Origin of the sequence: Streptomyces sp. NPDC002896 (assembly GCF_040295225.1) — a bacterium.
In the GTDB taxonomy this organism is placed as follows: domain Bacteria; phylum Actinomycetota; class Actinomycetes; order Streptomycetales; family Streptomycetaceae; genus Streptomyces.
In genome coordinates this window covers 244,327-257,262 of sequence record NZ_JBEOVA010000002.1, presented here as the reverse complement: position 1 = coordinate 257,262, position 12,936 = coordinate 244,327, and the positions used below count along the sequence as shown (strand labels likewise).

At 71.7% G+C, this 12,936-nt stretch carries 12 protein-coding genes; 3 read left to right on the top strand and 9 right to left on the bottom strand.

The genetic code is table 11. The features are described 5' to 3' along the window. Window positions 1-85 precede the first annotated feature (85 nt). From ABT009_RS03375 to ABT009_RS03365, 3 genes are read right to left on the bottom strand one after another with little or no spacing between them, the layout of a single operon-like run. The gene (locus ABT009_RS03375) at window positions 86-853 is read right to left on the bottom strand and encodes a cupin domain-containing protein (protein ID WP_351289016.1); all 768 of its coding nucleotides are present in this window, start codon (window positions 851-853) and stop codon (window positions 86-88) included. After that, the gene (locus tag ABT009_RS03370) at window positions 847-1,794 is read right to left on the bottom strand and encodes a DUF6807 domain-containing protein (RefSeq protein ID WP_351289014.1); all 948 of its coding nucleotides are present in this window, start codon (window positions 1,792-1,794) and stop codon (window positions 847-849) included. The genes ABT009_RS03375 and ABT009_RS03370 overlap by 7 nt, the downstream gene beginning before the upstream one ends. After that, window positions 1,791-2,900, bottom strand: a complete 1,110-nt coding sequence (locus tag ABT009_RS03365) for a Gfo/Idh/MocA family protein (protein ID WP_351289012.1) — start codon at window positions 2,898-2,900, stop codon at window positions 1,791-1,793. Before ABT009_RS03365 ends, ABT009_RS03370 begins: the two co-directional genes overlap by 4 nt. Window positions 2,901-3,165: 265 nt before the next feature. Here ABT009_RS03365 and ABT009_RS03360 point away from each other — a divergent pair, with 265 nt between their 5' ends. Both ABT009_RS03360 and ABT009_RS03355 read left to right on the top strand, forming a co-directional pair. Continuing rightward, window positions 3,166-3,360 carry a hypothetical protein gene (locus tag ABT009_RS03360; RefSeq protein ID WP_351289010.1) on the top strand — a complete coding sequence of 65 codons (195 nt, stop codon included), beginning with the start codon at window positions 3,166-3,168 and terminating at the stop codon, window positions 3,358-3,360. 56 nt (window positions 3,361-3,416) lie between these two features. Then, a complete protein-coding gene (locus ABT009_RS03355; RefSeq protein WP_351289008.1) occupies window positions 3,417-4,763 on the top strand; it encodes an amidase in 1,347 nt (448 codons plus the stop codon). A gap of 79 nt (window positions 4,764-4,842) precedes the next feature. Here the strand turns inward: ABT009_RS03355 and ABT009_RS03350 are convergent, their stop codons facing one another. Continuing rightward, entirely contained in the window at window positions 4,843-5,385 is a 543-nt protein-coding gene (locus tag ABT009_RS03350; RefSeq protein ID WP_351289006.1) for a GNAT family N-acetyltransferase, read from the bottom strand. A gap of 137 nt (window positions 5,386-5,522) precedes the next feature. Then, window positions 5,523-5,696 (bottom strand): hypothetical protein, encoded by a 174-nt coding sequence (locus tag ABT009_RS03345; protein ID WP_107441161.1) that lies wholly within the window; start codon window positions 5,694-5,696, stop codon window positions 5,523-5,525. A 580-nt stretch (window positions 5,697-6,276) separates the two neighbouring features. Here ABT009_RS03345 and ABT009_RS03340 point away from each other — a divergent pair. Then, the gene (locus tag ABT009_RS03340; protein ID WP_351289524.1) at window positions 6,277-6,867 is read left to right on the top strand and encodes an inositol oxygenase family protein; all 591 of its coding nucleotides are present in this window, start codon (window positions 6,277-6,279) and stop codon (window positions 6,865-6,867) included. 97 nt (window positions 6,868-6,964) lie between these two features. Here ABT009_RS03340 and ABT009_RS03335 read toward each other — a convergent pair whose 3' ends face one another. The 4 genes from ABT009_RS03335 to glgA all read right to left on the bottom strand — a co-directional run bounded on the left by ABT009_RS03335 (window position 6,965) and on the right by glgA (window position 12,548). Further along, window positions 6,965-8,434, bottom strand: coding sequence for an SDR family NAD(P)-dependent oxidoreductase (locus ABT009_RS03335; RefSeq protein WP_351289004.1), 1,470 nt, complete (start codon window positions 8,432-8,434; stop codon window positions 6,965-6,967). A gap of 84 nt (window positions 8,435-8,518) precedes the next feature. Then, complete coding sequence (locus tag ABT009_RS03330; protein ID WP_351289002.1) at window positions 8,519-9,901, bottom strand: wax ester/triacylglycerol synthase family O-acyltransferase; 1,383 nt, start codon at window positions 9,899-9,901, stop codon at window positions 8,519-8,521. A gap of 239 nt (window positions 9,902-10,140) precedes the next feature. Then, on the bottom strand, window positions 10,141-11,358 hold the full coding sequence (gene glgC, locus ABT009_RS03325) for a glucose-1-phosphate adenylyltransferase (protein ID WP_351289000.1): 1,218 nt from the start codon (window positions 11,356-11,358) through the stop codon (window positions 10,141-10,143). A 35-nt stretch (window positions 11,359-11,393) separates the two neighbouring features. Beyond that, window positions 11,394-12,548, bottom strand: a complete 1,155-nt coding sequence (glgA, locus tag ABT009_RS03320; protein WP_351289522.1) for a glycogen synthase — start codon at window positions 12,546-12,548, stop codon at window positions 11,394-11,396. Window positions 12,549-12,936: the final 388 nt, after the last annotated feature.

Here is a 12,936-nt window from a genome sequence, read left to right as displayed (position 1 = left end):
GGCCGCGGCGGGTCCACCCACCGTGCGCGTCGTCGGCGGGTTAATCCCCCGTGCGCGCGCCCGCGCACGGGGATCCGGCTGCCCGCTATTCGCCGCGGTACGGCAGCGTCGTTCCCGGCAGTTCGTACTCGTCGCGGCGCCCGCACATGCCGTAGCCGCCGTGCCGGGTGGGGCCGGCGTCGTAGGCGTCCGCGTCGGCGAGGTAGGCGGGGTCGCCGGATTCGAGGGCGTCGAGCTGGACCCCCGTGCGCTCGGCGGCGGCCAGTGCACCGGCCCGCCACAGCTCGCGCCAGGCGGGCACCTTGGCGCGTACGAGCCGGGCCGCGGCCCGCTGGAACTCCAGGTACGGGCCGTTGTCGCCCTTCTCAAGGGCCTCTCGCAGCACGAGATAGCCCTCGACGGCCAGGTCACGCCGCTTGCGGGCGGCTTCTTCGGCCTCGGGCCCGGTCTTCGCGGGCAGCGCCGCGGCGGCCGCGTACCGCTCGGGGTCGGCGAGCACCTCGGGCGGGAACGTGAAGACGGCGTCACCGGCCTCCGGCAGGCCGCTGTTCTGCATCAGCACGGTGATGCGCAGCCCGCCGCCCTGCACCATGCGGTGCACGGTGCCCGGCGTGAACCACGCGACGGAGCCGGGCTCCAGCGGGGTCTCCCGGTACCCGGCCGGGCTGAGCGTCTGGACCGCTCCCCGGCCGCCCGTGACGACGTACGCCTCGCTGCACACGAGGTGCAGATGCGGGCTCCCGCCGCACACGCCGTCCGCGGCCTCCCAGTCATACGCACTCAGGTGCGACAGCCCCACGGCCCCCGGCAACGGGTGCGGAAGCGCGGGGCTCACCGGGTCGGGGTTCACCATGGCAGGGCCTCCAGATGCGCGGCGACCCGGTCGCGGTCCCACGCGCCGTCCGCGACGACCACGCGGTAGCGGTAGGTGAAGGACTCGCCGGGCGGGAGCGCGAACTCCTCGAAGAACGCCCAGGAGAACGCGACCGTCGGGATGGGTTGCGAGCGTACGAACCAGTGTGAGTCGTGGATCGCGGTCGACGCGTCGAGGTTCTCCGGCGCATGGGCGAAGACCAGGGTCGAGTGGGCGTCGACGTCGTCGCGCTCGGCGGTGAATGCGAGCCACGGGCCCTGGGTGCCCATCAGCTTGCCCGCGTCCGCGCCGTCGGCGCCCTCCGCGCGGTCGGGGCCTTCGGGGCCGAAGACGGCGCCGCCAGTGAAGTCGCGGGGTCCCCGCCACTGCAGCCCGGTATAGCCGGCCATCTCGCGGCCCGCGGTGGTCGGGGAGCCGAAGTGCAGCGGTTCGTCACGGATGTTGGTGAGCTTGATGACCCAGTCGAGGGCCCAGGCGCCTGCCTCCTCGTCGACCGAGTGGACGATGATGCCGCGCTGCTCGCGGGCCCACTCCTGACCGCTGTGCGCGACCCAGGTGAGGTCCTCGGCGAGGGTGAAGCGGTCGTCCTCCAGCGCGAGGACGGGGAATCCGTCGTGGCGCATCGAGCCGACCCGCTCGGGCAGCTCCTGGTACCCCTCGCCGTGTATGTAGCTGTTGCCGCCCCAGAAGTTCTGCCCCGACAGATGGCTGGCGGTCATCTGCAGACCCTTGTGCCAGCGGTGGTCGTTGGGCCGGTAGCCGGTGACCTGGTGTCCGGCGAGGGTGCGCAGCGGATGAATGTACGGCTTGCGGGACTCGAAGGCGACCGGGTCCGGCTTGTACACGTACCGCAGCAGCTCGACGCCGCCGGCCTCGACCGAGAGGTGCTCGCCGTGGGTGTGGATGAGCTTGATCGTCATCGCGCGGGGCTCCAGTCGGGGTGGTTGCCGTGCATGGCCGTGTAGTACGGGTCGCCGGGACGGATCTCGCCCGCGTGCACCGGGGACCCGGTGAAGGCCGCCTTGTAGAGGGCTGCCGCGAATTCGAGCGTGCCGCGCGCGTCGGTGCCGCTGCCCGGGGGCCGTACGCCCGCCTCGTAGGAATCGAGGAACGCGCCCAGCTGTGCACCGTGCGAGCTCGGGACGTCCGCCGCGGGCGTGCGCCAGGAGTCGGTGCGCTGGGCGGGGATGTGCGGCGCTGCGGTGTAGACCCAGTCGTCGTTGGTGTGGCCGTACAGGTGCGTGAGCTCGACCGTCGCGTTGGCGCAGTCGATGCGGATACGGCTGACCTCGTCCGGGGACACGACGCTGTTGACGACGGTGGCGAGGGCGCCGTTCGCGAAGCGCACCAGCGCCGTCGAGACGTCCTCGCTCTCGGTGTCGTGGACGAGCCGGGACGCCATGGCGCGGACCTCAGTCCACTCGCCGAGCAGGTGCAGCAGCAGGTCGTACTGGTGGATACCGTGGCCCATGGTGGGGCCGCCGCCCTCGGTGGCCCAGCGGCCACGCCACGGCACCGCGTAATAGTCGCTGTCGCGGTGCCAGGTCGTCTGGCAGTGGGCGACCAGCGGGGCGCCGAGTTCACCGCTCGTGATCAGTTCGCGGGCGTGCACGGCACCGGAGCCATAGCGGTGCTGGAAGACGACCGAGGCATACGCGCCCGAGGCCTGCTCGGCCGCGGCGATGTCGTCGTACTCGGCGAGGGAGAGGCACAGCGGCTTCTCGCACAGCACCCAGGCGCCCGACTTCAGCGCCGCCACCGTCTGCTCGCGGTGCAGGGACGGCGGGGTGCCGATCAGGACGACATCGGGGCGCTCGGCGTCGAGCATGCCGCCGAGGTCGGTGTATCCGGTGACGTCATCACCCGCGAGGCCGCGGAAGGCTTCGAGCCGGTCGGGGTCGATGTCGACGGCCGCGACCAGCTCGGTCCGGTCGGCGTGGGCCCGTAGCGCTGTCAGATGACTGCCGCTGACGATGCCTCCGGTACCGACGACGGCGACACGGAGGCGACGGGGCTGGGCGGGCATGGAGGGGGCTCCTCGAACGGCTCGATCCAATTAACGCGCCATGAAAGCGCTTGCTATGGAGGACCCTAGGCATTGAGTGATCGTTCACACAAGACCCGTGCAGCGATCCGGAGGGACGGCTCTCCCCTGACGCTGCCTGCACGGTTGCCCACCTCGAATCGCGTCAGGTGACGTTTCGAGAGGTTGCAAGGGCGGCGGGGTTCTCCCGGCCAGTGTCGCGCGGTCGGTACCGGACCGGACGGTGAATTCGGACACACTGGGGCGGGTGCCGGCCAGCCGGTACTGCGCCCGAGCGCGGGCCTCAGCCCGCATCGCGTGGGCGGGCGCCTGCTTCCGGCAGTGGGCGAAAGCCGGGGTCCCGGCGGGCTGGGCGGACGCCGCGCGCGGGCTGGTGGCTCCGCGCATCCCGGGGGCGCGCGCCCCCACCCTCGACGCGGCCCCCGCGGCCACGGCACAGTGATCTCCGCACCCCGCCCGGGGCACCCGAGTGCCCGCCCCCATGCCCGAGGAGCCACCGTGACCACCTGGGTCGGCCGTACCGCCGCCGAGATCGCCGCTGCCGTACGCGAGGGGCGGGTCGCGCCGCGCGACGTGGTTGCGGAACATCTCGCGAGGATCGAGCAGGTCGACGGGCGGATCGGGGCGTTCCGTCACGTGCGCGCCAAGGAGGCCCTTGCGGAGGCCGACGAGGTGGGGGCGCGTCCCGATCTGCCGGACCTTCCCCTTGCGGGCGTGCCCGTGGCCGTCAAGGACAACCTCGCGGTACGCGGCGAGGCCACCCGTATCGGCTCCGCTGCCACCGACGAGACCCCGGCGGCGAACGACCACCCCACCGTGGCCCGGCTCCGCGCGGCCGGCGCCGTGGTCGTGGGGCTGACCAACGTGCCCGAGCTGTGCGTCTTCGGAACCACCGAGGGGGTGCACGGCACGGCCCGCAATCCGTGGGACCCCACGCGCACGGCGGGCGGTTCGTCGGGCGGCTCCGCGGCCGCCGTCGCCGCGGGCATGGTGCCCGTCGCCCTTGGCAACGACGGCATGGGTTCGCTGCGCATCCCGGCCGCCAACTGCGGACTCATCGGACTGAAGCCGGGCCCCAAGACGGTCCCGGCGGGCATCAGCAACGGCGACTGGTTCGGGATGTCCGAAAACGGCCCGTTGGCGACCACAGTGGAGGACGCACGACTGCTGCTCTCCGTACTCGCGGGTGCCGATCCGACACCCGGACCCGGGCCGTCGTCTCCGCGGAAGATCGCCGTGTCCGTACGCAGCCCGCTGTTGGGCGTGCCCGTCACCCGTCCGTACGCGGCCGCGGCACGCGAGGCGGCTGCGGTGCTGTCGGGCGCGGGCCACGAGGTTCGGCGCGCCGACCCGCCGTACCCCTGGTGGCTGGCCACGACCTCGCTCGCGCACTGGACCGCGGGTACCGCCGTGGACGCCCAAGACCTCGATCCGCGGAGGCTGACCCGGCGGACGCGCGTCCATGCGGCGATCGGACGGCGTTGCCTGGGAGCGGTGCAGCGCGGCGATCGCCGGGAGCAGCTGCGCAGGCTGATGGAGCCGTTCTTCGAGGAGCACGACGTGCTGCTCACTCCCGCGCTGGCCCGGCGCGGCCCGGCGGCCGCGCCCTGGCACGAGCGCGGCTGGCTGCGGAACGTGCTGGCCAACACCCGGTACTCCCCGCTGACTCCACCGTGGAATCTGACCGGGTGGCCCGCGATGTCGGTCCCGTTCGGGACGCTCCCCTCTGGCGCGCCCTGCGCCGTCCAGCTGGTGGGGGCGCCCGGGTACGAGCAGGGCCTGCTGGATCTGGCCGGGCGGCTGGAGGAGCTGCGTCCGTGGGCGCGCACGGCGCCGTCGGCGTGATCGCCGCGCGGCGCCCGCGCCGTGCCGGGCCCAGAGCAGCACGGCGCCGTCGTTGTGATCGCCGCGCTCCGTACCGGCCTCAGAGCGCGCGGTACATGATGTGCAGGCCCACCCGGCCGTGCCGCGCGTGCTCGTACGCGTCCGGGACGGTGCCCAGGATCGTGAAGCCGAACGAGGTCCACAGCCGGACCGCCGGGTTGGTCTCCACTACGGCGTTGAAGACCATGCCGGTGTAGCCGTCGGCCTTCGCCTGTTCCAGGACGTGCTCGGCGAGGCGGCGTCCGACGCCCCGGCCCGCGTGATCGGGGTCGACCATGAAGCCGGCGTTGGCGATGTGGGCAGCCGGGCCGCCGACGCCGTAGTTGGGTCCGACCGACGCGGTGGCGACGATGACGCCGTCCTCGTCCTCCACGACGTGGACGCGCTTGCCCGCGCCCATCCACAGGGCGCGGGCCTTCTCCTCGGGGGTGTCGGGGGCCCAGGCGTAGGTCTCCCGGGCGGCGACGATCTTCCGCCAGAACGGCCAGATCTGTGACCAGTCGGCGTCCAGGCCGTCCTGGCTGCTGCGGCCGTTCCCGTCGAGTCCGCCGTTCTTTCCGGTCCCTGCGTCTCTGATCAGCATGGACCCGAGTCTGGCACGTTCATGCTGGTCAGCGGAGGCCGGGACCACTCCGGGGGATCGCCGGGCATGCGAAGCCGGTCGGCGGGCTGCCCGCCGACCGGCACGGATCGCGTGCGATCAGTGAGTGCGGATGACGCTCAATCGACGCTCGGCAGGATGTGCGGCTCCGCGAGGTCGTCCTCGTAGCCCGCAAGCCGGATCGGGGCCGACCTGGCCCACACGTCGAGGCTGCCGAGTTCTTCGGGTCGGCGGCCCGCGCGCTCCGTACGTTCCTTCGGGCGCTTGTCGCTCTTCGCCTTCTCTGGTGTCACCGCGCACTCCTTCTGTGTCGGGTAACCCCCGGACGTACCGCCATGGCCCGCCATTGCCGGGCGCCGGCTCCGCCCGATGGGGCTGCAAATTCTGGGCAGTTCGGACGCGGTGGCGCCGGTTTCTGGTGGGAATGGGCCGTGGTGGCCGGCTTGTCCCGGGACGGACCATGGGTGTTGGTGGAACCCACTGGAAGGTCCGTCCCCTCCAGGGTAACCAAATGAGCGGGTGCCCGCTCGATGGGGCTGAAAACAGGCGTGACCGTGTCCGGTTGCCTGGACTTCATTCAGCCATGGTCTGATTCTCACCCAACTGCGCCCGATCCGCTTGCTCATCGCCGAGCCGGGAAGCGCCGCGCCGGATCGCTCGGGCGCCATGCGCACGCAGAGAGCGGGAGCGCACGGACGGCATGCGCATGCAGAGAGCGGAAGCGCACAGGCGGCATGCGCATGCAGACAGCGAAGGCGCACCGTTAAGGCGCCGTTGGCTGCCTCGAAAGACGGCCGTGCTGTCCTGACCGTACCGGCGGTCCGGAACCCGTGGGAGGAGTCGCGCATGGAGCGGATGAAGAGCACGGAGGACATCGAACTGCGCAGCGTCGAGGAGCTGATGGACGTCCTGTACGCCTGCCGTGGCGCATGGGACGCACCGGACCGCACCGGCGATCCGGTCGATCTCCACGACCACGCGCTGCAGACCGCCGCGCTGCTGCGCCGCTCCCACCCCAGCGACAAGGAACTCCAGGTGGCCGGCCTGGTGCACGACATCGGGTACCTACTGTGTCCGGGCGACGAGGCCGGACATGCGGATCATGCAGCGGCTGCGGTGCGGCCGCTGCTGGGTCACCGCGTGGCGCGCCTCGTACGGCTCCATGTGCCGGCCAAGCGCTATCTGGCGGCGACGGATCCCTGGCACGGACTGTCGCCGCAGAGCGCTCTCACGCTGGAGCTGCAGGGTGGCGCGATGACGCCGGCCGAGGCGAGGGCGTTCGAAGCCGACCCGATGGCCGAGGACGCGGTGACGCTGCGGCAGGCGGACGACTCCGCGAAGGTCGTCGGGCTCGACGCGGGGATCATGGAGGATTGGCGGCCGGTGCTGGAACTGGTGGCGGCGGCCCGGCGCTTCCCGCCCGGAGGAGCGACGTTTCGAGCCAACTCCACCCCGGCTCCCTGATATTGACGGCCGCTCAGACCAGATCCCCTGAGCGGCCGCTGCTTTTCCTGGGCGCCGTCACCGACTCCCAAGCGCCCTTACCGACTCCCGGGCGCCGTCACCACTTCCCGGGCGCGTAGTCCTTCATGAAGACGCCGTACAGGTCCTCGCCCGCCTCGCCGCGCACGATCGGGTCGTACACGCGCGCCGCGCCGTCGATGAGGTCGAGCGGGGCGTGGAAGCCGGCATCGGCGAGGCGGATCTTGTCGGGGTGCGGGCGCTCGTCGGTGATCCAGCCGGTGTCGACCGCGGTCATCAGGATGCGGTCCGTGTCGAACATCTCCTTGGCGCTGGTGCGCGTCAGCATGTTCAGCGCGGCCTTGGCCATGTTGGTGTGCGGGTGGCCCGCGCCCTTGTAGCCGCGGTCGAAGACGCCCTCCATGGCGGAGACGTTCACAACGTACGCGCGGCCGCCGTTGGTGCGGGCCGCCGCTGCCATCGCCGGGCGGAGTCGGCTGATCAGGATGAAGGGCGCCGTGGAGTTGCAGAGCTGAACCTCGAGCAGCTCGACCGGGTCGACCTCCTCGACGGTCTGGATCCAGCTGTTGGTGTCGTGCAGGTCGGGCACCAGGCCGCCCGCGTCGATCGCCGTACCGGCCGCGATCCGCTCAAGGGACGCCGAGCCGGAGACGAGCGCGAGCTCGGTGACGTCCTGCGCGGTGAGCGCCCCTCCCCCGGCCGCCGGGAGCGCGGCCACGGCGCCGGAGCCGAAGGTGCCGATCACCTCGGCTGAGGGCAGCTCACCGGCCGGCAGCGGCGCCGACTCGGCGACCACGAGTTCGCTGTAGGCCTGCGGAGAGCGGCGTACGGTCTGCGCCGCGTTGTTGATCAGGATGTCGAGCGGGCCCTCGGCGGCGACGGAGTCGGCCAGCGCCACGACCTGCGCCGGGTCGCGCAGGTCGATGCCGACGATCTTCAGCCGGTGGATCCACTCGTCGCTGTCCGGCATCGCCTTGAAGCGGCGGATCGCGTCGTTGGGGAAGCGCGTGGTGATCGTGGTGTGCGCGCCGTCACGCAGCAGCCGCAGCGCGATGTACATACCGATCTTGGCGCGGCCTCCGGTGAGCAGCGCACGCTTGCCGGTGAGGTCGGCGCGGGCGTCGCGGCAGGCCCGGTTCTCGGCCGCGCACGTCTGGCACAGCTGGTGATAGAAGACGTCGACCTCGACGTATCGCTGCTTGCAGATGTAGCAGGACCGCGGGCGCTGGAGTATGCCCGCGATCTCGCCCTTCGCGCTGGACGAGGGCAGGATGCCCTGCGTCTCGTCGTCGATGCGCTCCGCCGAGCCGGTCGCTGTGGCTTCCGTCACGGCTTTGTCGTGTGCGGTCTTGGCGGCCCGCCGCTCCTGGCGGCGGCGCTGCTTCACGGTGCGGTAGATGCCGGAGGTGGCACGCCGCACCGCGATCGCGTCAGGGTGGTCGACCTCGATCTTGTCGAGCTCCTCGAGCACCGCGAGGCAGACCGCGAGACGGTCGGGGTCGATGCCGGGACCGTACTCCTGGCCCTGGCTGTCCTGTGTCACCGTCATCGCTGTCTGTCCTCGTATTGCTCGCGCACCCTGACGTTCCAAGAGCCGAACTTTACGTAGGCACGCGTGTTCCCACCAAACCGCTCACTCCACGGCGACCCTCTTCCGCGCCTCGGCCTCGGCAAGCTCGGCCAGTTCCGCCAGCTCGTCGCGCAGGGCCTGGGCGAGCCGGTCCAGGTCGGGCACGGCGGCCGCGTCGGCCACCAGGCCGTAGTGCACCTGGCTGCGGTACGTCGACACGGCGACCGCGAGGGACTGGCCGCGGGCCAGCGGCGCGAGCGGATAGACCTCGGCGAGCGCGCAGCCGCCGAGCTTCAGGCCGAGGCTGGGCAGCGGCACGCTGGTGACCAGGATGTCGAACCACAACCGGGCCGCCTGTCCGACGACCGGCCCGCCCAGCTTGTGGCCGAGCGCCGGGACATGGTCGGCCAGCAGCGCGACGGCGCCCGCGCCCCGGTTGGGGCCGGCGTCCTTGTTGCGGTCCATGGCGGTACGCACGGTCCGCAGCCGCTCGAGCGGATCCGGATCGGCGACCGGAAGCCGTATCAGGTACCCGGAGAGCCGGTTGCCCTGCGGGTGCGCGGTGCGCGGCCTGCGCCGGGAGACGGGGATGAGCGCGCGGGGTTCGACGCCCTCGCTGCCGTCGCCGCGCTGGTCCAGCCAGCGGCGCAGCGCTCCGGCTACAACGGCGATCAGCACGTCGTTGACGGTGCCGCCGGCCGCCTTGCGCACGCGGTGGACGTCGTCGATGTCGAGGGCGACCCCGGCGGTGCGCCGCGTGCCGCTGGCCCGCGAGGTGAGTGCCGGAGAGGAGCGCACGTCCAAGGTGGCGCGGGCCACCGAGGCGCCGATGTCGAGCGCCTGCGTGACATCGGCGACGGCCCCCTTCAACAGCCCCGGCAGTCTGCGCGGGGTCAGGTCGCCGAGGGTGATCGGGCGCACGCCCGGCAGCGGCAGCCGGAGTCCGCGCGGGGGCTCCTCCGCCGGACGGGGGCGGGCCGGGGGCAGATCGACGGGGTCCATCACGGCCGCTGCGAGTGTCAGGGCGCGCAGCCCGTCGGCGAGCGCGTGGTGGAACTTGAACAGCACAGCGAAGGACGCGCCCTCGGCGGCGGGCAGGACGTGCGCCTCCCACGGTGGCCGGGACCGGTCCAGCGGGCGCTCCATCAGGGCGCCCGCGGCCGCGTGGAAGTCCCGCACGGGCCCGGTGAGGCGGACGTGGTCGAGCGGGTCGAAGCCGGGGTCGGGGACACGGGCCGCCCCGCCGACCGGCAGCAGGACGTCGCGGATTCGCATCCGCAGGCCGGGGACGGCGGCGGCACGGGTGGCCAGGAGTTCGGCCGCGTGCTGGGCGGCGGAGGGCGAGTCGGCCGTGAACACACCGAGCGCACCGAGGTGCATCGGGTGCTGCGCGGACTCGATGTTCCAGAAAGCCAGGTCGAGTGGTGCAAGCAGGTCAGAAGTCAATGGCTTGCCTCGCGTGGACGACGGGGAAGCAGCAGTCAATCGCCGACAAGCGATTACAGTCAAGTATGATCAGGCTACGCTCAGTTAACAGCAGATTAAGACCCGCTCCTGCGGGAGCGGTGTGATGCATGGGACCCATGAAATGGGTATCGGCCGTGAACCGCGGCTTCTCCACGGTTCACGGCCGACCGGCCTACGAGAGCCACTCCCCGGGCTTGACTGCCGATCCCGGGGGTTGACTAGAGCACCTGCTGCCCCTTCCCCAGCGCGATGACGCCACCCTTGGAGACGGTGTACAGCTCCTGGTCCCGCTGAGCGTTGATCCCGATGGCCGCGCCCGCCGGAACATCCACGTTCTTGTCGAGCACGGCGCCGCGTACGACGGCGCCGCGCCCGACGTGGACGTTGTCGTGCAGCACCGAGCCCTGGACGACGGCGCCCTCCTCCACGACCACGCCCGGCGAGAGCACGGACCGGGTGACCTGGCCGCGGATGACGCAGCCGGGGCTGACGATCGACTCGCTCGCGATGCCGCCCGCGACGAACTTGGCGGGCGCCAGCTGGCCCGAGTGCGTGTAGATGGGCCACTTCCGGTTGTCGAGGTTGAAGACCGGCTGGTCGGCGATCAGGTCCATGTGGGCCTCGTAGTACGCGTCGAGGGTCCCCACGTCGCGCCAGTAGCCGTGGTCGCGCGGAGTCTCGCCGGGCACGTGGTTGCCGTCGAAGTCGTAGACGTGGGCGACGCCCTGCTCGGTGAGCATCGGCAGGATGGAGCCGCCCATGTCGTGCACCGAGTCCTCGATCTCCGCGTCCTGCTGGAGCGCATCGATGAGGGTCTTCGTGGTGAAGATGTAGTTGCCCATGGACGCGAACACCTTGTCCGGGGCGTCCGGCAGACCGGGCGGGTCCGCGGGCTTCTCCAGGAAGTTCCCCACGCGGATGCCGTCAGGGGCCGGCTGGATGACGCCGAAGGCCGAGGCCTCGGCGCGCGGCACCCGGATGCCGGCGACGGTGACTCCGGCACCGCTCTCGATGTGCTGGGTCAGCATCTGCCGCGGGTCCATGCGGTACACGTGGTCGGCGCCGAACACCACGATGTAGTCCGGCTGCTCGTCGTACACGAGGTTCAGGGACTGCAGGATGGCGTCCGCGCTGCCCAGGTACCAGCGGGGGCCGAGCCGCTGCTGGGCGGGGACCGGGGTGACGTAGTTGCCGAGGAGGCTCGACATCCGCCAGGTCGTGGTGATGTGCCGGTCCAGTGAGTGCGACTTGTACTGCGTCAGGACGCAGATGCGCATCATGCCGCCGTTGACCAGGTTGGAGAGCACGAAGTCGACCAGCCTGTACGTGCCGCCGAACGTGACCGCCGGTTTGGCCCGGTCGGCGGTCAGCGGCATAAGCCGTTTGCCCTCTCCGCCTGCCAGGACGATTCCCAGCACATTGGGTCCACCGCGCATCGCGCCCCCTCAGCCGCCTACGCCGTCGCCGGCGTTCATACCGTTTTCTCGTACACCTCGACCGTGCGTCGGGCCACCGTGTCCCAGCCGAACTCGCGCACGGCCCGCTCTCGTCCGGCCTCGCCCATGCGTGCCGCTTCCCCGGCATCCCCGACGAGCCGGTTCAGGGCCTCCGCGAGACCCTCTTCAAAACGTTCCTGCTCGGTCGGCACGTAGGGCACGAGGAGACCGCTCGTACCGTCCGCGACGACCTCGGGTATGCCGCCGACCGCCGACGCCACGACGGCCGTGCCGCACGCCATCGCCTCCAGGTTCACGATGCCCAGTGGCTCGTACACCGAAGGGCAGACGAATGCCCGCGCATGCGTGAGGAGTTGGACGACCTCGCCGCGCGGCAGCATCTCGGGGATCCAGAACACCCCGTCCCGCACCGGCCTCAGCTCGTCCACCAGGGCGCGGAACTCCTGGCCGATCGCCGGGGTGTCGGGGGCGCCCGCGCACAGGACGAGCTGGGCGGCCGGGTCCAGTCGGCGCGCGGCGCGCAGCAGATGGGGCACGCCCTTCTGCCGCGTGATCCGGCCGACGAAGAGGACGTACGGCCGGTCCGGGTCGATGCCGATGCGTTCCAGGACGTCCGTGTCGTGGTCGGGGCGGTACAGCTCGGAGTCGATGCCGTTGTGGACCACGTGCACCTTCGCCGGGTCCAGGGCCGGGTAGCAGGTGAGGATGTCCTCGCGCATGCCGCCGGAGACGGCGATCACGGCGTCCGCGGCCTCTATCGCGGTGCGCTCGGCCCAGCCGGACAGGGCGTATCCGCCGCCGAGCTGCTCGGCCTTCCAGGGGCGCAGGGGCTCGAGCGAGTGCGAGGTCACCACGTGCGGGACGCCGTACAGCAGCTTGGCGAGATGGCCCGCCAGGTTCGCGTACCAGGTGTGCGAGTGGACGATGTCGCGGCCCTCGAGCGCGGCCGCCATCGACAGGTCCACGGAGAAGGTGCGCAGGGCGTCGTTGGACGCGTCCAGGACGGGCCACGGGCGGTGACGGTGGACTCCGTCGGCGGCGCCCTCGCCCCAGCAGTGCACCTGCAGGTCGGTGAGGGCCCTCAGCTCGCGGGCGAGGAACTCGACGTGGACCCCGGCGCCGCCGTAGACGTCCGGCGGATACTCCCGGGTGATCAGCCCTACTTTCACGCAGAACCCCCAGTCCTCAGCCGGTTCCTCCTTCATGGTCACCCACATACGGCCGTTGCGGAAGAGCGCAACGGAGCCTGTTCGCCGCCGGGCCGCCCGCAGCGCCGCCCGGGATCCGGCTGTTGCGGGCGACGACGCGAGGCCGCTGCGACGACGCCGGGGCGGACGGGGTGGTGAGGCACGACAGCAGTAGAGCAAGCGCCGGCAGGCACGTCGCCTGTCACGGGCGGGCCCGCTGTCCGTGTCACCCACCCAGGGGAGGACCCGTGGCCATTCGTACTCCATCGGCAGTACGAGTCAATGCCTGCCCAGGGACGACGACGTGAACGATCTCGGACGGCATCGTGGAAGGCATGACAGACGACCGTGCGCCGCAGCCCGTGACGAG

Excerpts from the sequence above, each read along its gene's own strand:
- ABT009_RS03370 (WP_351289014.1), bottom strand. The coding sequence starts at position 1,794 with ATGACGATCAAGCTCATCCACACCCACGGCGAGCACCTCTCGGTCGAG.
- ABT009_RS03335 (WP_351289004.1), bottom strand. The coding sequence starts at position 8,434 with ATGACGGTGACACAGGACAGCCAGGGCCAGGAGTACGGTCCCGGCATC.
- ABT009_RS03350 (WP_351289006.1), bottom strand. The coding sequence starts at position 5,385 with ATGCTGATCAGAGACGCAGGGACCGGAAAGAACGGCGGACTCGACGGG.
- ABT009_RS03375 (WP_351289016.1), bottom strand. The coding sequence starts at position 853 with ATGGTGAACCCCGACCCGGTGAGCCCCGCGCTTCCGCACCCGTTGCCG.
- ABT009_RS03365 (WP_351289012.1), bottom strand. The coding sequence starts at position 2,900 with ATGCCCGCCCAGCCCCGTCGCCTCCGTGTCGCCGTCGTCGGTACCGGA.
- glgC (WP_351289000.1), bottom strand. The coding sequence starts at position 11,358 with ATGCGCGGTGGACCCAATGTGCTGGGAATCGTCCTGGCAGGCGGAGAG.